The sequence below is a fragment of the Clostridium sp. genome, from assembly GCF_036643715.1.
Taxonomy (GTDB): domain Bacteria; phylum Bacillota; class Clostridia; order Clostridiales; family Clostridiaceae; genus Clostridium.
Map to the genome: position 1 here is coordinate 1 of NZ_JAVXRL010000036.1, position 19,615 is coordinate 19,615.

Genomic DNA, 19,615 nt, shown 5'->3' on the forward strand with positions numbered 1-19,615 from the left:
GTAGGAGTGAGACTTTCTTACAGAATATATAGAAGAATATATATATATGGTCAAATAAAAAGTGGTGATACTAGGAAAAAGGTATTAGTTATTGGGGGAGGTTCTTGTGGACATATTGTTATACAAGAAATGTTTCTAAATAAAGATTCTAAATTATTGCCTATAGGAATTATTGATGATAATAAAAATAAAATCGGTTCATGTTTAAGAGGGATAAAAATAGTTGGTACTAGAGATGATATTGAAAAAATTGTAGCTCAAGAAGAAGTAGATATGATAGTAATTGCCATTGCTAGAATATCAGCAAAAGATAAAAAAGAGATTTTAGAAATATGTAATAGAACAAATGTAAAAATAAAAATTATACCAAGTGTATATGAAATTATGGATGGAAAAGTTAATTTAACTAAGTTAAGAGATGTTAATCTTAAAGACCTTTTAGGAAGAGAAGAAGTAATGCTTGATAAAAAAGAAGTTAAAAATTATATAAATGGAAAAGTTGTTCTAGTTACAGGTGGAGGTGGATCTATTGGATCTGAATTGTGTAGGCAAATTGCATCCTTCTCACCAAAACTTTTATTGATTTTAGATATATATGAGAATAATGTTTATGATCTGCAAAATGAGTTAAGTAGGACATTTAAAAAACTAAATAAAAAAGTTGTAATAGCATCTGTTAGAGATAAATTTAGGCTTGAAAAAGTCTTTGAAGAATACCATCCTCAAGTTGTGTTTCATGCAGCAGCGCACAAGCATGTTCCTCTAATGGAAGAAAATTCAGAAGAGGCGATTAAGAACAATGTAGTGGGAACTTTAAATGTTTGCGAAACAGCAAGTAAATATAATTCAGAAAAATTTGTTCTTATATCAACAGATAAAGCAGTTAACCCAACAAATGTAATGGGTGCAACAAAGAGAATTTGTGAAATGGTAATACAAGGTATAAATAGTGTAAGTGATACCGAATTTGTTGCAGTGAGATTCGGAAATGTTTTAGGAAGTAATGGTTCAGTTATTCCACTATTTAAAGATCAAATTAAAAATGGTGGGCCAGTAACTTTAACTCATAAAGAAATAACACGTTACTTTATGCTAATACCAGAAGCAGCACAGCTTGTACTTCAAGCAGGTGCATATGCAAAGGGTGGAGAAATATTTGTTCTTGATATGGGAGAACCAGTAAAAATATATGATTTAGCAAAAAAATTAATTAAGCTGTCTGGATATACTCCAAATAAAGAAATAAAAATAGAAATTACAGGACTTAGACCAGGGGAAAAGCTCTATGAAGAGTTGTTAATGGAAGAGGAAGGGCTTAAAGAAACAGCACACGATAAAATTTTCATAGGGAAACCTGGTGATTTTAATATAAAAACTGTAAAGCGAAATATAGCAGAGCTTTTAATGGTTGCACTTAATGGAAGTGCTGAGGAATTGAAAGAAAAATTAAAGGAAGTAGTTCCAACTTATATAGAAGAAAAAGATGGAGAAGAAGTTGCAGCAACAGTAGAAAGTTAGCAATTAAGGGGGCATTTTATATTGATTAAGAAAAAAATATTATTAGCATCTCCCCAAATGGGAGGCTTTGAAAAACAATTTATAAATGAAGCTTTTGAGACTAATTGGATAGCACCACTTGGTCCAAATGTAAATAATTTTGAAAAAGAAATTTCAGAGTATGTTGGAGTAAAGTGTGGGGCAGCTTTATCATCTGGAACTGCAGCAATTCATATGGCACTAAAAGCTATAGGTATTAAAAAAGGAGATAGAGTTCTCTGTTCAGCCCTTACTTTTGCAGCAAGTTGTAATCCAATAATTTATGAAAATGCAGAACCTATATTTGTTGATTCAGAAAGTAAAACTTGGAATATGTCACCGAAGGCATTACTTAAAGCATTTAAAGAATGTGAGAAAGATTTAAATATTCCTAAAGCAGTAATTGTAGTTCACCTTTATGGTCAATCAGCTGATATGGATAGTATAAGAGAAATTTGTGAAAGTTATAATTGCAAAATAATAGAGGATGCTGCAGAAAGTTTAGGAGCAAAGTATAAAAATAAGCAAACAGGTACTTTTGGTGATTATGGGATATATTCATTTAACGGAAATAAAATAATAACTACTTCAGGTGGAGGAATGATTGTATCAGATAATGAGGAAATGATTGAGAAGATAAGGTTTTGGAGTACTCAGTCAAGGGAATGTGCTAGACATTACGAGCATAAAGAACTTGGTTATAACTATAGGATGAGCAATATACTTGCAGGAATAGGTAGAGGTCAACTTAAAGTTTTAGAAGAGAGAATAAAAAAGAAAAAAGAAATTTATACAGCTTATAAAGAAGGTTTAAAAAATATAGAAGATATAGAGATGATGCCAATTAGTGAAAATGGTAGACCAAATTATTGGTTAAGTGCTTTAACTATAAAACAAAGTTCAAAAGTAAGACCAATAGATTTAATGGTTCATCTTGAAGGAAATAATATCGAATCAAGGCCAATATGGAAACCAATGCAATTACAGCCTTTTTATAAAAAATATAAATTTGTAACACATATTGAAAATGGAATGCCTGTATGTAGAGATATTTTCAATAGAGGATTATGCCTTCCATCAGATACAAATACAAGTATGGAAGATATAGAGATGATAATTAATATAATAAAAAAATTATTTAAGTAAAGGTGATTTTATGAGAATTATAAAAAGAATGTTTGATGTAGTATTTTCTATAATAGTACTTACGATACTATCACCAGTTTTTATTATAATTTGGTTTTTAGTAAAAATAAATCTAGGAAGCCCAGTTCTTTTTAAACAAGAGAGAGTGGGATTATTTAATACAACTTTTAAGATGTATAAATTTAGAACAATGAGAGATGCTGTAAATGGTAATGGTGAATTATTACCAGATAGTGAGAGACTAACAAAGTTTGGAGCGATACTTAGGAGTACAAGCTTAGATGAATTACCTGAATTTTTAAATATTCTTAAAGGGGAAATGAGTCTAATAGGACCAAGACCATTACTTAAAGAGTATTTACCATTATATAATGGTGAGCAAATTAAAAGGCATAATACGATGCCAGGGCTTACAGGATGGGCTCAAGTCAATGGAAGAAATAACGTATCATGGAATGAAAAGTTTAAATTAGATGTTTGGTATGTAGAGAATTGGAATTTAAAATTAGATATTAAAATATTTTTTATGACTATTTATAAAGTTATAAAGAGAGAGGGAATAAGTGGTGAAGGTCAAGTAACTATGGAGTACTTTAATGGCTCCAACTAAATACAGGGGGAAACGATGGAAGAGAGAACATTTGAAATTCAAGAAATATTATATGCAATTAAGAAAAGATATAAAATATTGATTTTAACAACAATATTATGTGCAGGAGTTGCAGGAATATATGCACATTTTAGGATGAGTACATCATACACAGCAACTATAAAAATATTTGCAGGTAAGTCAGAGGAGATAAAGGGACAGTATTCTCAAGGGGAACTGAATTCTTATGCGGCACTTACAAGTACGTATATTCAACTTATTAAGACAGATGATTTTATGAATAAAGTTATAGAGAAAGCAGGACTTAAGATGCATCCAGCACAATTAGTTGGTGGGGTTGCATTTAAGACAGAGGAAAATACACCAATACTTAATATAAGCTATACATCCTCAAGTCCTGAAATAGCTAAGACGGTTGTAGAGACAATAGCATCAGAATTTTCAACAGGTGTAAGAGAAATTATAACAAATACTTATACTAAAGTTTTAGATGGTGTAAAAGTATATCCAATTGTACCAAATAAGAAGAAAGTAGTTACAGTTGGAGTAATAGCAGGATTGATAATTGGTATAGGATTAATATTTGTTATTGATTATTTAGATAACACTGTAAAAAGTAAAAGTGAACTAGAGAAAATATTACCTGTACCAGTACTTGGAGAATTACCTTTTGATAATGAAAAGACTACTAAAAGCACATAAGTTTAAGGAGGAGAGTTAATGTTTATTGTAAAAAATGATCCAAGGTCTGTTTCTTCAGAGAGTTATAGAAATTTAAGAACTAGCTTAGAATATTCATCCATTGATAAAGCTATTAAAACTTTAGTAGTAACAAGTTCAGAAGCTGGAGAAGGAAAATCGACAGTAGCTGGAAATTTAGCTTATGTATTATCCCAAGGGGGAAAACGTGTAATTATTATTGATTGTGACTTAAGGAAACCTTCATTACATAGAAAGTTTGGAATTTCTAATGGAGTAGGATTAACTAATTGTTTAGTAGGTAAATGTAAACTTTCAGATGCGATTATTAATGTTGATGAAAGACTAGATGTTTTAACATCTGGTGAAAATCCTCCAAATCCAGCAGATGTAGTAAATTCAAGAATGATGGAGGAATTACTTGAATTATTAAAAAGCACTTATGATCATATAATAATTGATACGCCACCAGTTAGAGCAGTAACTGATGGTCAAATATTGGCTGGGAAATGTGATGGAACACTTCTTGTAATTAAAGCAGAGAAAACAAAGAGTGATTCTATAATTCAAGGGTATAAGGAACTTGAAAAAGTTAAGGCTAATGTTCTTGGCTCCGTATTAAATGGAGCATCAACAAATAGAAGAGAAGCTTATTATTATGAGTATTCTAACAATAAGAGAAAGAAGAAAAAAAGAAGAAAGTAGGTATAAAACATGAAGGATATTTTTATTGTTGGCAGTGGTGGTGTTGGAAGAGAGGTGGCTTGGATTATTGAAGAAATTAATAAGAAGAAGCCAACATTTAATATAGTAGGATTTATTGATGATAATAAATATATCCATGGAAAATATATTAATGATTATAGGATACTTGGTGATATTGAATTATTAAAAAGTAAATATAAAGGAAGTAGAGTAGTTATTGGAATAACAAGTTTTAAGCATAAAAAAAGGATAGTTGAGTATTTAGGTGATGACTTTATATTTGAAAATATAATACATCCTGATGTTGAACTAAATAGGAACATTGAGGTTGGTAATGGAATTATTATATATCCTGGAGTTATTATGACAACGAATATAAAAATTGGGGATCAGGTAATTATTAGTCCAAAGTGCGGTATAGGTCATAATTCAGTTATTAAAGATTATGCATCACTTTTATGGAATGTTAATGTGTCAGGATATGTTGTGATAGGTGAAGGCGCTTTAATAGGTTCTGGAGCCACGATTATTCAAAATGGTAAAGTTGGAAATGGTGCAACTATTGGTGCCGGTGCTGTAGTTATAAGGCGTATAAGAGAAGGAACTACAAATGTAGGGGTACCGAGTAGAGAGGTGAAGAATGAAGAGGATACTGTATGTAACGACTGTAAGTAGAACAATAAATGCTTTTTTAGTTCCACATATAAAAACTCTTTTAGATGAAGGCTATTTAGTAGATTGTGCAACTTCAATAGATAAGGAAATTGACGATAGTATAATTACGCGAGGCGTTAAAATTTATGAAATTCCATTTAATCGCAATCCACTTAGTTATAGTAATTTAAAAGCATTTAAAGAATTACTAAATATACAAAAGAAAAATAATTACGATATTATTCATGTCCATACGCCTATAGCATCAATATATGGAAGACTAGTTAAATTGAAATTTAATAATATTAAAACTATATATACGGCTCACGGATATCATTTTTTTAAAGGGTCATCCAAACTTTCATGGATTATATATTATCCAATTGAAAAGCTTATGGCAAAGTTAACTGATTTAACTATAAATATAAATAGAGAAGATTATGATGTAACTAAGAAAAGATTAAAGCCTAGAAATTGCTGGCTAATGAATGGGGTAGGTTTAGATTTAAGTAAATATAAAAAGCTTTCTGAAGTAGAAAATTTAATTATAAGAAAAAAGCTGGGATTAGAGAAAGATAATTTCGTTATTATAATGATTGCAGAATTTAACAGTAATAAGAATCAAATACAACTAATTAAAGCTATGGAATTAATAAAAGATAAGTATAAAAATATTAAAGTTATATGTGTTGGCGATGGAGAAAATTATAATGACTTAAAAAGGGAAATAGAAGTGAGAGATTTAACAGGTCAAATTAAGTTATTAGGATATAGAGAAGATATAAATGATCTTATAAATATAAGTGATATAGGAATACTTTTATCATATAGAGAGGGACTACCAAGAAATATAATGGAACTTATGGCATGTGGCAAAAGAGTAATTGCAACAAATATAAGAGGTTGTAGGGATATAGTTAATAATAAAGAAATAGGATATTTGGTACAGCCAGGTGACTATAAAGGTACTTCAGACTATATAGTAAAACTATATAAAGAGAAAAGATTAAATGAAGAGCTAAATGGAAAAATAATAGAAAATTGTAGAACAAACTATAATATTGAGACAATAAATAATGAACTAGTTGAGATTTATAAAAGTATAACTGAGGAGGATAAATTTAATGGAGAAATGTCTGCACATGTTACCAATGAGTAAATTAAGCGGAGCAGAAAAAATGGCACTTACTATGTGTAAAAATATGAAGAATTTCATACCAATAGTAGTTTGTGGAGGAGAAAGTTTAAATGAAGTATTTAAGCGAAATAATATAGAAAGCTATACTTTGAATTTCTCGAATAAAGCATTTTTCCAATGCATTAATGGCCTTAAAAAAATAATTAAAGAAAATAATATAAAGATTATACATGCACATGATAACAATGCATCAGTTAAGGCATATTTAGTTAAAAGAATTTATAGTATGAATGTGAAGATAATATCTCATATACATAGCTGTTATCCATTTATAAAAGAAAATGGAATTAATAAAAAAATAGATTCGTATTTTAGAACTAAATATGATTATAATCTAGCTTGTGGAACAATAGTATATGATTTTTACAATGAAAATACTAATTATATTCAAGATGCAAATACAATGATACTATCAAATGCTATAGATACAAAGGATATCATAACAATTAATAAGAATAACATTAAACATGAATTTAAAATAGATAAAGAAAAATTTGTTTTAGGAATTGTTGGTAGGATATGTAATATAAAAGGTATTATCCCATTTATTAATGAGTTTGAAAAAAATAAAATTAAACTTAAGGATTGTGTAGTCTTAATAGTTGGTAGTGGAGACGAAGAGGAGGATGTTAAGAAGCTAATATGCGAATTAAACTTAAATGAGTTTTTTATTTTAACTGGTTTTCAAGATAATCCATATAGATTTTATCCAATAATAGATTTATTTCTTCTTCCATCTTTATATGAAGGTTTACCTATGGTGTTATTAGAAGCGATGTTATATAAAAAGGCAATTATATCTATGAATGTCGGTGGTATAAGTGAGGTCATAAAAGATCATGATACAGGGATTCTAGTTAATCCTAATGATTTGAAAGGTTTTTTTGAGCAAATTATTAGCATTAAAGAAAATGATATTGAAAGGGTGAAATTAGGAAAATCTGCATGTGAATTTGTCAATAAAAACTATGATATAGAATCATATATTAAAAAATTAGAAAATAAATATACAGAAATATTATGATGAGGGTATAGATTATGGAAAGACATCAGCTAAAGGAATTAATACAATCAGATTTATATAGATTAGAAGGAAATATAGATAAGAAATTGATGATAAAAAATCTCCTTTTAAGTCCAAGCTTTAAGTTTATATTTTATCATAGGAAGTGTAATTATCACAGAAATAAAAATAGGCTTAGATATGTTTTTTATAGAATATTACTTTATAGGTGCAATATTAAGTATGGGTTTGAAATATCAAATAGTGCTCAAATTGGATATGGTTTTTATATAGGACATAGAGGTGCAATAATTATAAATCCAAAAGCAAAAATAGGAAGTAACTTTTCAATTACCTCTGGAGTTACTATTGGTCAAGAAAATAGAGGGAGTAGAAAAGGAGTACCTAGTATAGGTAATTGCGTATGGATTGGAGCAAATGCAACTTTAGTAGGTAAAATAAAAATAGGAAATAATGTATTAATAGCACCAGGAGCATTTGTAAATTTTGATGTTCCGGATAATTCAGTAGTTATTGGAAATCCAGGGGTTATAAAGGAAAATAATCAAGCTACGAAAGGATATATAACATGGGAAGTGAAAATATAGAACCAATTTTAACAGTATTTACGCCAACTTATAACAGGGCTTATATATTGAATAAATGTTATGAGAGTTTAAAAAAACAAAACAATAAAAACTTTAAATGGTTAATAATAGATGATGGGTCTACAGATAGCACTAAAGAAATAGTAGAAAAGTGGAAGATGGATTGTGACTTTCAAATTAATTATATATATAAAGAAAATGGAGGTATGCATACAGCACATAATACAGCTTATGAAAATATAGATACAGAAATAAATGTTTGTATAGACTCAGATGATTATATGCCAAGTGATGCAGTAGACAAAATATTAAAGGCATGGAATAAAAGTGAAAAAGATAATATTGCAGGAATTATCGGACTTGATATGTATGAATCAGGTGAAGTAGTTGGAACGAAATTACCTATTGATGTGAAAGAAGCTACATTATTTGATATATACAATAAGTATAAAGTAAGAGGAGATAAAAAATTAGTTTATAGAACTGAATTAACTAAAAAGTATAAGTATCCTGAATTCCAAGGAGAAAAGTATGTTGGACTTGCTTACAAGTACAATAAAATTGATGAAGATTATAAACTAGCAGTTGTAAATGAATTTTTTTGTGTAGTTGAATATATGGAAGATGGTTCATCAAGAAATATGCTTAAACAATATAGGAACAATCCTAAGGGGTGGTGTTTTTATAGATTAGAAAATTTGAAAAATAAGAATGCATCAACTATATATAAGTTTAAGGAGTGCATACATTATGTTTCAAGTGCATTAATGATTAAAGATAAAAAAATATTCAAAGAGGTTCCATACAAATTAATGATAATTTTAGCATTCCCAATAGGGTATTTATTAAATGCTTATATTATTAAAAAGACATCTATTAAGTAGTTTATATATTGAAATAAGGAGGGTGCTACAATGGGAGTGTTTTATGGCACTATTTTAGGAACATATATACTATCTTTTATGAGTAGATGTATGGATTCAAAAAAACTTAAGAAGTTAGCATGTATTTTTGCAGTATTTGCGACTCTAATATTAATTATAGTTGGTGGATTACAAAGAGGAATTGGTGATACTGGAATGTATATGCACAGCTATGAATTAATGGTTAATGACCCAAGTACAGCAAACTTTGATGGTGATGCTGGATTCACATTATTAAATTTATTATTGATACAAATATCAACAAACCCTCAAACACTTGTAATTGTTACAGCAATAATAATGCATATATTAAATGTTAAAGTTTTTTACAAATATAGAAGTTATTTAGAGTTAGAACTATATATGTACATAACTTCTGGATATTATATAGTAACTATGAATGGTATGAGGCAGTGTTTAGCAGCTGCATTGTTATTTGTATTTAATAAGTATTTAGTTGAAGGTAAATTTAAAAAATACTTAATTTGTATATTAATTATTTCAACTATACATGGATCTGCATTAATAATGATACCTGTCTACTTCATTGTAAGGCAAGAGGCGTGGTCTAAAAATGTTATTAAATTAATAATTTTAGCTTGTGTAGGTGTAGTTTTTTATGATGTATTTAGTGAAATTCTTTTTAAAACTATAGAAGGGACACAATATGGACATTATTCTTCATTTCAAGAGGGTGGTTCAAGTGCTATGAGAACAGTAGTTAATAGTGTTCCATTAATATTAGCTTTTATAAAAAGGGATAGACTTAAGGAAAAGTGGCCAGAGAGTAATATATTTGTAAACATGGCATTATTAAATCTTATATTTGTTGCCTTTGGAATGTGGAACTGGATCTTCAACAGGTTTAGTTTATATTTTCAGCTATATAATTTTATACTACTTCCTTATATTATAAAAAATTGTTTTAAAGGAAAAGAAAGAAGACTTATATATGTTGGATTTTTAATATGTTACTTTATATTTTTTTATAGGGAACAAGTATTGGGATTAGGAATGAAGTATAAAAGTGATTATTTGAATTTTAGAACTATATTTTATAAGTGAGGTTTGATTTATGATACCTAAAGTTATTCATTATTGTTGGTTTGGGAATGGAGAAAAACCACAAATAGTAAAAAAATGTATTGAAAATTGGAAGGTTGTATTGAATGATTACGAAATAATAGAATGGAATGAAAGAAATTTCGATATAAAAACAAATAAGTTCGTACAAGAAGCATATAGAGCTAAGAAGTATGCATTTGTAAGTGATTATGTTAGAGCATATGTACTATATGAATATGGTGGAATATATTTAGATACTGATGTTGAAGTATATAAAAGCTTTGATGACTTATTAGATAATGAATCTTTTTGGGGATTTGAAGAAAAAAATTATGTAGCAACAAGCACAATAGGTGCGGCAGCTAAAAACAAATTAATAAAAGAATTTTTAGACTCGTATGAATGTAAGGGATTTAAACAAGAAGATGGAACTTTTGATATGAGTACTAATGTTTATATAGTAACTGAAATGCTAAAAAAATACGGATTAGAAACAAATGGAGAGCTTCAAAAGATAAAAGAAATTGGAGTTTTTTATCCTCAAACATATTTTTCACCTTATGACTATATAAATTGTAGATATAAAAAGAGTGAAAATACGTATGCAATTCACTATTTTTATAAGAGTTGGTTGCCATTTGGTACTAGAGTTAAAAGTAGAATAAAAGTTATTTTATCAAAAATTATAGGTGGAGATAATATAGCTAGATTGCGAAATTTACTGCAAAGGTAGGTAATTGAAATTGAGAAAAGTATTAATAGCTTCTTATGATATGGAAATCGGTGGAGTTGAGCGAAGTTTAATAAATATGCTATCAGAGTTTGATTATAGTAATAATAAAGTAGATTTAATGCTATATAGTCATTCAGGAGATTTTTTTAACATGTTATCGGATAAAGCGAATCTATTAAGCGAAAATGAAAAGTATAAGACATTCAGGCAAAGTATAGCCCAAATATTTAAAGAAAAATTAGTAAGAATTGGGACTGGCAGGGTATTAGCAAAAGTTGAGTCAAATAGACTAAAGTTAATAGGCAAATACAATGATATTGGATATGTACAGATGCAATATATGTGGAAATATACTATTAAGTATTTGCCTGCGTTAGATAGTAATTATGATGTAGCTATAAGTTATCTTTGGCCCCATCATTTCGTTGCAGAAAAAGTAAAAGCAAAAAAGAAAATAGCATGGATACATACAGATTATTCGGTTATTGAAACAGACATAAATGAAGATTTGAAAATATGGAATAAGTACGATAATATATGCGCAGTTTCAGAAGAGTGTAAGAACTCATTTTTAAAAAAATATCCAGGACTTATGAAGAAAGTACAAGTAGTAGAAAATATAACTTCACCTAAGTTTATTGAAAATATGTCTAAAGAAGAAGTTGATGACGATTTAAGAAATGAACGTGGATTTAAATTAGTATCTGTTGGACGATTTTCTTATGCAAAAGGTATCGACGACGGAGTAAGAGCACTTAAAATACTACATGAGAGGGGAATGACCAATATTAAGTGGTATGTTGTAGGATACGGTGGAGAAGAGAACATTATAAGAGAACTTATAAGTGAGTATGGATTAGAAAATAGTTTTATTTTAATTGGAAAAAGAACTAATCCTTATCCTTATATGAAAGCTTGCGATTTATATGTACAACCATCTCGTTATGAAGGTAAAGCGGTTACTGTTGGAGAGGCACAAATACTAGGAAAACCGGTACTTATAACTAATTATTCAACAGCGAAAAGTCAAGTGAAGCAGGGGATAGATGGATTTATTACTGAGAAAGGCCCAGATGGAATAGCAGATGGAGTAGAAAAACTATATAAGGATCATAATCTTAGATTTGAATTATCAAGATTTTGCAAAAAAACTAATTTTGGAAACACTGAGCAGTTAGAGAATTTATATAATCTATTTTAGAAAGTGAGTATTAATAATGTTAGTATCTGTTGTAATTCCTGTATTTAATTGTGAGAAATATATAAATAGATGTTTAGATAGTGTGTTAGAACAAACATATAATAACATTGAGATAATATTAGTTAATGATGGCTCAAAAGATAAAAGTAGCACTTTAATAAGTGAATATGTTAAGACAGACAGTAGGATTAAGTTGATAAATCAAAGAAATACAGGGCCATCAGAAGCTAGAAATAATGGAATAAGTAAATGTAGTGGTGAGTATATAGTATTTCTTGATGCAGATGATTATATAGATAAAAAATACATTGAATTACTTTTGAAAAAGATACTTGAATGTAACTGTGATATAGTTGCCTGTGGATATAATGAGATTACTAATAGAGGGACTCAACAATTCAATGAGTTTTATTTTCATGAAGAAGAAATAGCTAAAGATATATTTTCAACTTATGTTTGTAAAGGAATAGGTGGAACTCTATGGGGAAAGATTTTTAGACGAGATATTATTTATACAAATAATATAAAGATGGATTCAAATATATTTATGTGTGAGGATTTATTATTCAATCTTGAATATTGTTATTATGCTAATTCTTTCAGGGCAATTAAGGAATGTTTATATTACTATAATAGGGAAAATGAGTCTAGCATTACAAAAAATATAAATATAAATTATTTAGTTAATAATATAAATGTTTCAAAGAAAATAGAATATTGGTTAGAAAAAATATTTATAAATAAAAGTTTAATAGATGAATTAATAGTAGAAAGAATTTATGGAATGATAAAGGCTTTAATAATAAATGGCGGAAATGATGTATTAAAAATTGGAATGAAAAAAAGTAAAGAAAAGATTAAAAAGATTATAGAAGAAGAGTATGTATGTAGCAAAATTTATAAATTCAAAAGCAGAAATGCCATTGATAGATATTTAATAACAAGGATGAAGAAAAAGGGGTATAGACGGATTGTAATTTTTTCATTAGGTTATACGGTACTTAGAAGTGCAAAAAATAAGGTTTATGGAGAATAGAAATGAGAGATATATTGTTTGTAATTGATTCATTGACATATGGAGGCGCAGAAAAAAGTTTAGTATCACTATTAAATAATATGGATTTTTCTAAATATAGGGTTGATATTTTACTATTTAAAAGAGAAGGCGAACTTGAGCGGTTATTACCTGAAAATGTAAATATACTAGCAGTGCCTAAATATTTTATTTTTACAAATGAAAAAATAAATATTATAAAACATAAAAATATAAAGTTTCTAGCTTATCGAATAAGTACATCTTTAAAATTGAGAATGAATAATAAATCAAAAAATAAGTTACACTCAGAACAAGTAATATACAGCTCTGTAAGAAATGTTTTACCTATGGTACAGAAAAAATATGATGTTGCTATAGCGTATAGTCAAGGATTTCCAACGTACTTTGTTGTTGAAAAGGTAAAAGCAATTAAGAAATTGGCGTGGATAAATTGTGATTATGTTAAAACTATGTATGACAAGGAGTTTGATAATAAATATTATAAAAAAATGGATAATATTATTGTTGTATCAGAGTACATTTACGAATCTATGAAAAGAATGAAATATAATTATAAAGAAAAGTTGAAAGTAATATTGGATATAATTGACCCAAATTTTATAAAAAGGATGTCATTACTTGAATGTCCTAAGGATTTTAACTGTAAAGAATTGAAGATACTTACTGTAGGAAGACTTGTATGGGTTAAAGGGTATGATATAGCTGTACAAGCAGCAAAACTATTAAAAGAAAGCGGGTATAAGTTCAAATGGTACGTAATAGGAGAGGGAAATGAGCGTAAAAAGATAGAAGAGTTAATATCTCAATATAAGTTAGATGATTGTTTTATATTGTTAGGTAGCAGAATGAATCCATATGTTTATATGGATAAAGCAGATATATATGTACAAACCTCAAGAAAAGAAGGCTTTGGATTAAGCGTAATAGAGGCAAAGATACTTAAGAAATTAATAGTATGTACGAATTTTGAAACTGCAAAAGAGTTAATAAAAGATAATTATGATGGACAGATTGTTAATATAAATCCTTTTTCAATTGCAGAGGGAATAAAAGAATATATTGATAATGATATTAAAGTGAAAAAAGTAGAGCATATACTGAATACAAATTGTATATATAGCACTGTAAATGAAATTAATAAACTATATGAAATAATTGCAGATGATGAGGTGAAGTATGAAAAAAATCTTTGTTGATATATATTTGGCGTTTAATTTTGGCGATGACTTGTTTTTAGATATATTAGCCAAACAATTTAAAGAGGATAAATTTACTGTAAACTATGTTGGTAACGAGTATGATGAATTTTTAGAACAATATAGTAATGTTGAAAAGAGAAAGTATGATATTAAAGATAAAATATTGCGTAGAATGAAAATCAAAGATAATCTTAAGGATTATAAAAAAATTGCAAAAGAACATGATTCCTTAGTATTCATTGGTGGATCGATATTTAGAGAGGAAAGTTATCATAAGAAGTTATATAACGATAGACTTGAATTAGTAAAAGAATTTAAAAAAAATAAAAAAACTATTTATATAATAGGTGCTAACTTTGGACCATTTCAAACAGAGGAATTTGTTGAAGACTATAGGAATTTATTTAGTATGTGTACGGATGTATGTTTTAGGGATAAATACTCATATGATTTATTTAAAGATTTAAAAAATACTAGATATGAATCGGATATAGTATTTCAGATTGAATTAGATAGCTATAATAAAAGTGAGAAAAAGGATATTGTTGGATTCTCAATAATTGATTTAAAACATAAGGTTGGTTTAGCAAAATACGAAAACAGATATATAGATAGCACGATAAAAGCTATAAAATATTTAATTTCAAAAGGAAATAAATGTTATTTAATTTCCTTTTGCAAAAGAGAAGGTGATTTGGATGTAATTCATCAAATTGTAAACAGATTATCACTACAAGAGAGAGAAAATATTTTAATTCATGAATATGAAGGTGACTTGGAAGATACTATTAAATTGATATCAAGTTTTAAATGTTTTATAGCAGCTAGGTTTCATGCCAATATAATAGGGTTACTATTAAATGTTGGTATACTTCCTGTAATTTATAGTGATAAAACTATAAATATGCTTAAAGATATTAATTTAGATAAACTATTGATAAATATGAAGGAAATTGAAAATTTATATGATGAAGTTATTTTATATAAAGCAGAGAATAACAAAACATCTCTGGAAAAGGAAAAAATAAGTTCAAAGAGACAATTCATCAAATTAAAGGAATATTGTTCAATATGAAGAAAATTATATTTATGATTATAAACATGAATCTTGGGGGCACAGAAAAAGCCCTTTTAAACATGATAGACGAAATTCCTATAAATGATTATGAAATAACAATATTAATGTTAGAGAAATATGGAGCACTCCTAGAAGATATACCACCATATGTCAAAGTCAAATATCTTGATGAATACGAAAGAATAAGACCTTTAATAAATAATTCACCAAAAAGTGTCATAGAAAATCATATAGAAAATAGAGAAGTAATAAAGGCAATAAAATGTGGAATATATAATATTATTGCTAAACTGAGAGGGGATAGAACTCAATATTATAAATATTTAGCAAAAAGATTAAAAGTTATAAATGAAGAATATGATATTGCAGTGGCATATGCAGGCCCAATGGAGTTTATAACATATTATGTTTTAAATAAAATAAATGCAAAAGAAAAGTATCAATGGATTCATTTTGATATAAGAAATATTGGTTTTAATAAAAAATTCGCACAAAATAATTTCAAAAAATTCGACAAAGTTGTAGTAGTATCTGATGAAGGTAAGAAAGCTTTAATAGAAGTATGTCATAAATTAAAAGGTAATGTATCTGTTAAGCTAAATACTATACCTAAAAGGCACATAATTGAACAATCTGAGGTTGGAGAAGGTTTTGTTGATACTTTTGATGGAATAAGAATACTTACTGTTGGTCGTATTTGTAAAGAAAAGGGTCAAGATATAGCTATTAGAGTTTGTAAAAAACTACTAGAAGAAGGAGTGAATGTTAAATGGTATTGTATTGGAAGTGGAAATTTAGAAAGTGAGTATAAAAATTTGGTGTATAATTTAGGTTTAGAAAATTCCTTTGAATTTTTAGGATCTAAGAAAAATCCTTATGCATATATGAGGGAATGCGATATATATGTTCAACCATCGAGGCATGAAGGATTTTGTATAACAGTTGCAGAAGCTAAGATATTTGAAAAACCTATAATCACAACTGATTTTATAGGTGCAAAAGAACAACTAAAAGAATTAAATAATTCAGAGGTGGTTTGTAGCGAGGTGGAGATGGTAAACAGCATAAAAAAAATAGTAAATAAAAAATATTGAAGTAGGGTATTTTATGAAGAAAAAAATTTTATTTATGGTAAGTAGCATGAATATTGGAGGTGTTGAAAAATCTTTAATATCATTATTGAATGCTATCCCAAAAGAAAAATATGAAATTAATATACTTACATTAGAAAAAAAAGGTGGATTCTTAAATGAAATTCCAAGTTATATTAATGTTCATGAAGCTAAATGGTATAGAGAAATAAATCATGTAATAATGGATGCCCCACAAAAAACTGTAAAAATATATTTGGAAAATGGGGAGTATTACAAAAGTATTAATTTTTGTATAGCTTATTTATATTCAAAATACTTTAAAAACAGAAATGTACTTTTGAAAAATATTTTTAAAAATACACAATGTTGTGAGGAGATCTATGATGTTGCTATTGCATATGCAGGACCAACTGAGATTATAGATTATTATATTGCAAATAAAGTTAAAGCAAATAAGAAGATTTCATGGGTTCATTTTGATATTTCAAAACATATAATTAATTCGAAATTATATAGCAAAATATATAGCAAAGTAAACAAAATATTTACTGTGTCTAAGGAAGCTAAAGGTCAGTTAGAACTAGCTATTCCAAATATAGAAGACAAAACAGAAATATTTTATAATGTTATTTCAAAGCAGATGATTAGAGAAATGTCTAATCAAAAGGAAGAGTTTTACGGAGAATTTAAAGGCTTTAAAATAGTAACTGTTGGAAGGCTATCTAAAGAAAAAGGACAAGATATTGCAATTAATGTAATGCATAAATTGAAAGAGGATGGATTTAATATAAGGTGGTATTGCATTGGAGAAGGAAGAGATAGATTATATTATGAAAATTTAATTAGTAAATTAGGGTTAGAAAAAGATTTTATATTATTAGGTTCTAAGCTAAATCCATATACATTTATAAATCAAGCTGATTTATATGTTCAACCATCAAGACATGAAGGGTATTGCTTAACTTTAGCTGAAGCTAAGTGCTTAAACAAGCCAATAGTAACAACGGATTTTACTGGAGCAAGAGAGCAAATTAAACATAATTATAATGGACTAATTTGTAAATGCAATGAAGAAGATCTTTATGAAAAAATATTATTACTTTATAAAGATCTAAATAAAAGGAAGGAGATAGTAAAAAACTTATCAATGGATAGAATAGGTAAGACTAATAATGTGGAAAAACTATTTCAGTTTATTGATTAAAATAAGGGGAATGAGTTAAATGAATATATTATATTTAAAAAAGAATGTGGGATTATATGAGAACTAAGTATGCACTAAAAAATATTTATATAGGATTAGTTACTCAAGTTGTAATAATTATATTAGGGTTTGTTTCAAGGAAAGTATTTATAGATAGTTTAGGGACTGAATATCTTGGTGTAAATGGAGTTTTAACTAATGTATTATCTATGATGATATTAATAGAATCTGGAATTGGTATTAGTATAGTATACAATTTATATAAACCATTGGCAGATGGGAATAAAGATAAAATATGTGCATTAATTAAATTGTATAAAAAAGCATATAGAGTATTAGCCCTAATAATGCTTATATTAAGTTGTATGATTTACCCTTTACTTGACAGCTTAATAATTACAGACATGCCTATTAAAGCAATGGGATTAGTATATGCAATATTTGTTTCTAAAAATATAATTTCTTATTTAAATGCATATAAGTGGGCACTTATAAATGCAGATCAAAAAGAGTACGTATTAGCTAAAAATAATTTATATTTTCAAATAGTAACAACAATAGGAAAAATAATTATCTTAGAAGTTACAAGTAGTTATATATTATTTTTATCAATAGAGTTAATAATATTTGCTATTCAAAATATTGTAAATACAATTGTTATCAAAAGAAGGTATCCTTATATAAATGATAAGAGAAATTATACGTTAGATATTGAGAGTAAGAAAAATATTAATAAAAATGTTAAAGCAATGTTTTTTCATAATATAGGTGCATATTTAGTATGTAGTACTGATAACATACTAATTTCGGCATGTATTAGTGTTAAAGCTGTAGGGTTATATTCGAATTATACAATGATTATAAGTCAGCTAACAGCATTGCTTAACCCTGTTATTGGAGGGATTGGTGCTGGAATTGGAAATTTGATTGCAACAGAAAGCAAAGATAAAGTATATGATATTTTTAAAACGTCATTCTTTGTGAGTTTTTGGATATATTCAATTGCTACAATATTTTTATATAATTTATTGGAGCCTTTCATAAATTGGTGGATCGGGTATGGTTTTTTGTTAGATAAGTTTGTATTTTTAGTTATATTACTTAATTTTTATGTTGGTGGAATGAGAGGGGTAATAATAACGTTTAAAAGTAAAGCAGGATTGTTTGTACAAGATAAATATGCACCAGTTTTAGAGGGAATTATTAATTTAGTTTTTTCTTTAGTTTTAGTTAAATACTTTGGTTTATTGGGTATTTTTCTAGGTACAACGTTAAGTACATTGTTAGTTCCATTTTGGAACCAAGCTAGAATAGTATATAAAAGTTTATTTAAGATAAGCTTAAGTAACTTTTTTATAAGTTACACTAAGTATTTTTGTATGATGATGATTTCAGGAATAGTGACAACATACTTATGCAATAGCTTAGTTGATGGTGGTAGTTTTATATCACTGATAATTAGAGGTATAATTTGTACTATAGTACCAAATTTGATTTATATTACATTATTTTATAAAACAGATGAATTCCAGTATTTATACACTATAGGAAAAGGAATGATAGGAGATAAATTTAAAACAAGAATTGGACGCGTTAATTAATATAAATAAATAGAAAAAAATAATGGAAATATTTTACAATTTATGGTAAAATAATTTTGAGTAAAGAGAAAGTAGAAAGTAGAAAGGAGAATTATATGACTTTAAAAAGATGGGAAGAGCCAACTAGTATGAATCTTAGCGTTGAATCAACAAAGCAATATTATGATGCTGTATGTAATATATGTGGTACACTTGGTCAATTATATGAAAGTGAATCAGTGATTCATAATAAATGTCCAAATCATCCAACATGTGCTGGTATATTAGTAAAAATACAAAATCCTTCATAAAAAGTAGAGCA

20 protein-coding genes are annotated in these 19,615 nt (G+C 27.5%); all 20 read left to right on the forward strand.

The window, feature by feature from the left end:
* Positions 1-1,518: polysaccharide biosynthesis protein (locus RSF37_RS10610; protein WP_332564369.1), on the forward strand; the 1,518-nt coding region annotated here is incomplete at its 5' end.
* Positions 1,519-1,575: 57 nt separating this feature from the next.
* Entirely contained in the window at positions 1,576-2,682 is a 1,107-nt protein-coding gene (locus RSF37_RS10615) for a DegT/DnrJ/EryC1/StrS family aminotransferase (RefSeq protein WP_442878719.1), read from the forward strand.
* 10 nt (positions 2,683-2,692) lie between these two features.
* Complete coding sequence (locus RSF37_RS10620) at positions 2,693-3,292, forward strand: sugar transferase (protein ID WP_332564371.1); 600 nt, start codon at positions 2,693-2,695, stop codon at positions 3,290-3,292.
* 15 nt (positions 3,293-3,307) lie between these two features.
* The gene (locus RSF37_RS10625) at positions 3,308-3,994 is read left to right on the forward strand and encodes a YveK family protein (protein WP_332564372.1); all 687 of its coding nucleotides are present in this window, start codon (positions 3,308-3,310) and stop codon (positions 3,992-3,994) included.
* 18 nt (positions 3,995-4,012) lie between these two features.
* Complete coding sequence (locus RSF37_RS10630; RefSeq protein ID WP_332564373.1) at positions 4,013-4,696, forward strand: CpsD/CapB family tyrosine-protein kinase; 684 nt, start codon at positions 4,013-4,015, stop codon at positions 4,694-4,696.
* Positions 4,697-4,705: 9 nt separating this feature from the next.
* On the forward strand, positions 4,706-5,371 hold the full coding sequence (locus RSF37_RS10635; protein ID WP_332564374.1) for an acetyltransferase: 666 nt from the start codon (positions 4,706-4,708) through the stop codon (positions 5,369-5,371).
* Positions 5,337-6,509, forward strand: coding sequence for a glycosyltransferase family 4 protein (locus tag RSF37_RS10640; RefSeq protein ID WP_332564375.1), 1,173 nt, complete (start codon positions 5,337-5,339; stop codon positions 6,507-6,509). Before RSF37_RS10635 ends, RSF37_RS10640 begins: the two co-directional genes overlap by 35 nt.
* The gene (locus tag RSF37_RS10645) at positions 6,475-7,572 is read left to right on the forward strand and encodes a glycosyltransferase family 4 protein (protein WP_332564376.1); all 1,098 of its coding nucleotides are present in this window, start codon (positions 6,475-6,477) and stop codon (positions 7,570-7,572) included. The genes RSF37_RS10640 and RSF37_RS10645 overlap by 35 nt, the downstream gene beginning before the upstream one ends.
* Before the next feature lie 14 nt (positions 7,573-7,586).
* The gene (locus RSF37_RS10650) at positions 7,587-8,159 is read left to right on the forward strand and encodes a serine O-acetyltransferase (protein WP_332564377.1); all 573 of its coding nucleotides are present in this window, start codon (positions 7,587-7,589) and stop codon (positions 8,157-8,159) included.
* Positions 8,141-9,043, forward strand: a complete 903-nt coding sequence (locus tag RSF37_RS10655; protein ID WP_332564378.1) for a glycosyltransferase family 2 protein — start codon at positions 8,141-8,143, stop codon at positions 9,041-9,043. Before RSF37_RS10650 ends, RSF37_RS10655 begins: the two co-directional genes overlap by 19 nt.
* Positions 9,044-9,073: 30 nt before the next feature.
* The gene (locus tag RSF37_RS10660) at positions 9,074-10,147 is read left to right on the forward strand and encodes an EpsG family protein (protein WP_332564379.1); all 1,074 of its coding nucleotides are present in this window, start codon (positions 9,074-9,076) and stop codon (positions 10,145-10,147) included.
* A 10-nt stretch (positions 10,148-10,157) separates the two neighbouring features.
* Complete coding sequence (locus RSF37_RS10665) at positions 10,158-10,880, forward strand: glycosyltransferase family 32 protein (RefSeq protein WP_332564380.1); 723 nt, start codon at positions 10,158-10,160, stop codon at positions 10,878-10,880.
* Positions 10,881-10,890: 10 nt separating this feature from the next.
* Positions 10,891-12,081: a glycosyltransferase gene (locus RSF37_RS10670; protein ID WP_332564381.1), complete on the forward strand. Its 1,191-nt coding sequence runs from the start codon at positions 10,891-10,893 to the stop codon at positions 12,079-12,081.
* Positions 12,082-12,097: 16 nt separating this feature from the next.
* Positions 12,098-13,117, forward strand: coding sequence for a glycosyltransferase family 2 protein (locus RSF37_RS10675; RefSeq protein WP_332564382.1), 1,020 nt, complete (start codon positions 12,098-12,100; stop codon positions 13,115-13,117).
* A 2-nt stretch (positions 13,118-13,119) separates the two neighbouring features.
* Positions 13,120-14,334 carry a glycosyltransferase gene (locus RSF37_RS10680; protein ID WP_332564383.1) on the forward strand — a complete coding sequence of 405 codons (1,215 nt, stop codon included), beginning with the start codon at positions 13,120-13,122 and terminating at the stop codon, positions 14,332-14,334.
* The gene (locus RSF37_RS10685) at positions 14,315-15,412 is read left to right on the forward strand and encodes a polysaccharide pyruvyl transferase family protein (RefSeq protein ID WP_332564384.1); all 1,098 of its coding nucleotides are present in this window, start codon (positions 14,315-14,317) and stop codon (positions 15,410-15,412) included. The genes RSF37_RS10680 and RSF37_RS10685 overlap by 20 nt, the downstream gene beginning before the upstream one ends.
* Positions 15,409-16,509, forward strand: a complete 1,101-nt coding sequence (locus RSF37_RS10690) for a glycosyltransferase (RefSeq protein ID WP_332564385.1) — start codon at positions 15,409-15,411, stop codon at positions 16,507-16,509. The genes RSF37_RS10685 and RSF37_RS10690 overlap by 4 nt, the downstream gene beginning before the upstream one ends.
* A 13-nt stretch (positions 16,510-16,522) precedes the next feature.
* The gene (locus RSF37_RS10695) at positions 16,523-17,713 is read left to right on the forward strand and encodes a glycosyltransferase (RefSeq protein WP_332564386.1); all 1,191 of its coding nucleotides are present in this window, start codon (positions 16,523-16,525) and stop codon (positions 17,711-17,713) included.
* Between the two features lie 56 nt (positions 17,714-17,769).
* The gene (locus RSF37_RS10700) at positions 17,770-19,314 is read left to right on the forward strand and encodes a lipopolysaccharide biosynthesis protein (protein ID WP_332564387.1); all 1,545 of its coding nucleotides are present in this window, start codon (positions 17,770-17,772) and stop codon (positions 19,312-19,314) included.
* A 95-nt stretch (positions 19,315-19,409) separates the two neighbouring features.
* Entirely contained in the window at positions 19,410-19,604 is a 195-nt protein-coding gene (locus RSF37_RS10705) for a hypothetical protein (protein WP_332564388.1), read from the forward strand.
* Positions 19,605-19,615 lie beyond the last annotated feature (11 nt).

Coding starts and splice junctions, on each gene's coding strand:
- RSF37_RS10615 (WP_442878719.1), top strand. CDS start 1,576: ATGGGAGGCTTTGAAAAACAATTTATAAATGAAGCTTTTGAGACTAAT.
- RSF37_RS10620 (WP_332564371.1), top strand. CDS start 2,693: ATGAGAATTATAAAAAGAATGTTTGATGTAGTATTTTCTATAATAGTA.
- RSF37_RS10625 (WP_332564372.1), top strand. CDS start 3,308: ATGGAAGAGAGAACATTTGAAATTCAAGAAATATTATATGCAATTAAG.
- RSF37_RS10630 (WP_332564373.1), top strand. CDS start 4,013: ATGTTTATTGTAAAAAATGATCCAAGGTCTGTTTCTTCAGAGAGTTAT.
- RSF37_RS10635 (WP_332564374.1), top strand. CDS start 4,706: ATGAAGGATATTTTTATTGTTGGCAGTGGTGGTGTTGGAAGAGAGGTG.
- RSF37_RS10640 (WP_332564375.1), top strand. CDS start 5,337: ATGAAGAGGATACTGTATGTAACGACTGTAAGTAGAACAATAAATGCT.
- RSF37_RS10645 (WP_332564376.1), top strand. CDS start 6,475: ATGGAGAAATGTCTGCACATGTTACCAATGAGTAAATTAAGCGGAGCA.
- RSF37_RS10650 (WP_332564377.1), top strand. CDS start 7,587: ATGGAAAGACATCAGCTAAAGGAATTAATACAATCAGATTTATATAGA.
- RSF37_RS10655 (WP_332564378.1), top strand. CDS start 8,141: ATGGGAAGTGAAAATATAGAACCAATTTTAACAGTATTTACGCCAACT.
- RSF37_RS10660 (WP_332564379.1), top strand. CDS start 9,074: ATGGGAGTGTTTTATGGCACTATTTTAGGAACATATATACTATCTTTT.
- RSF37_RS10665 (WP_332564380.1), top strand. CDS start 10,158: ATGATACCTAAAGTTATTCATTATTGTTGGTTTGGGAATGGAGAAAAA.
- RSF37_RS10675 (WP_332564382.1), top strand. CDS start 12,098: ATGTTAGTATCTGTTGTAATTCCTGTATTTAATTGTGAGAAATATATA.
- RSF37_RS10680 (WP_332564383.1), top strand. CDS start 13,120: ATGAGAGATATATTGTTTGTAATTGATTCATTGACATATGGAGGCGCA.
- RSF37_RS10685 (WP_332564384.1), top strand. CDS start 14,315: ATGAAAAAAATCTTTGTTGATATATATTTGGCGTTTAATTTTGGCGAT.
- RSF37_RS10690 (WP_332564385.1), top strand. CDS start 15,409: ATGAAGAAAATTATATTTATGATTATAAACATGAATCTTGGGGGCACA.
- RSF37_RS10695 (WP_332564386.1), top strand. CDS start 16,523: ATGAAGAAAAAAATTTTATTTATGGTAAGTAGCATGAATATTGGAGGT.
- RSF37_RS10700 (WP_332564387.1), top strand. CDS start 17,770: ATGAGAACTAAGTATGCACTAAAAAATATTTATATAGGATTAGTTACT.
- RSF37_RS10705 (WP_332564388.1), top strand. CDS start 19,410: ATGACTTTAAAAAGATGGGAAGAGCCAACTAGTATGAATCTTAGCGTT.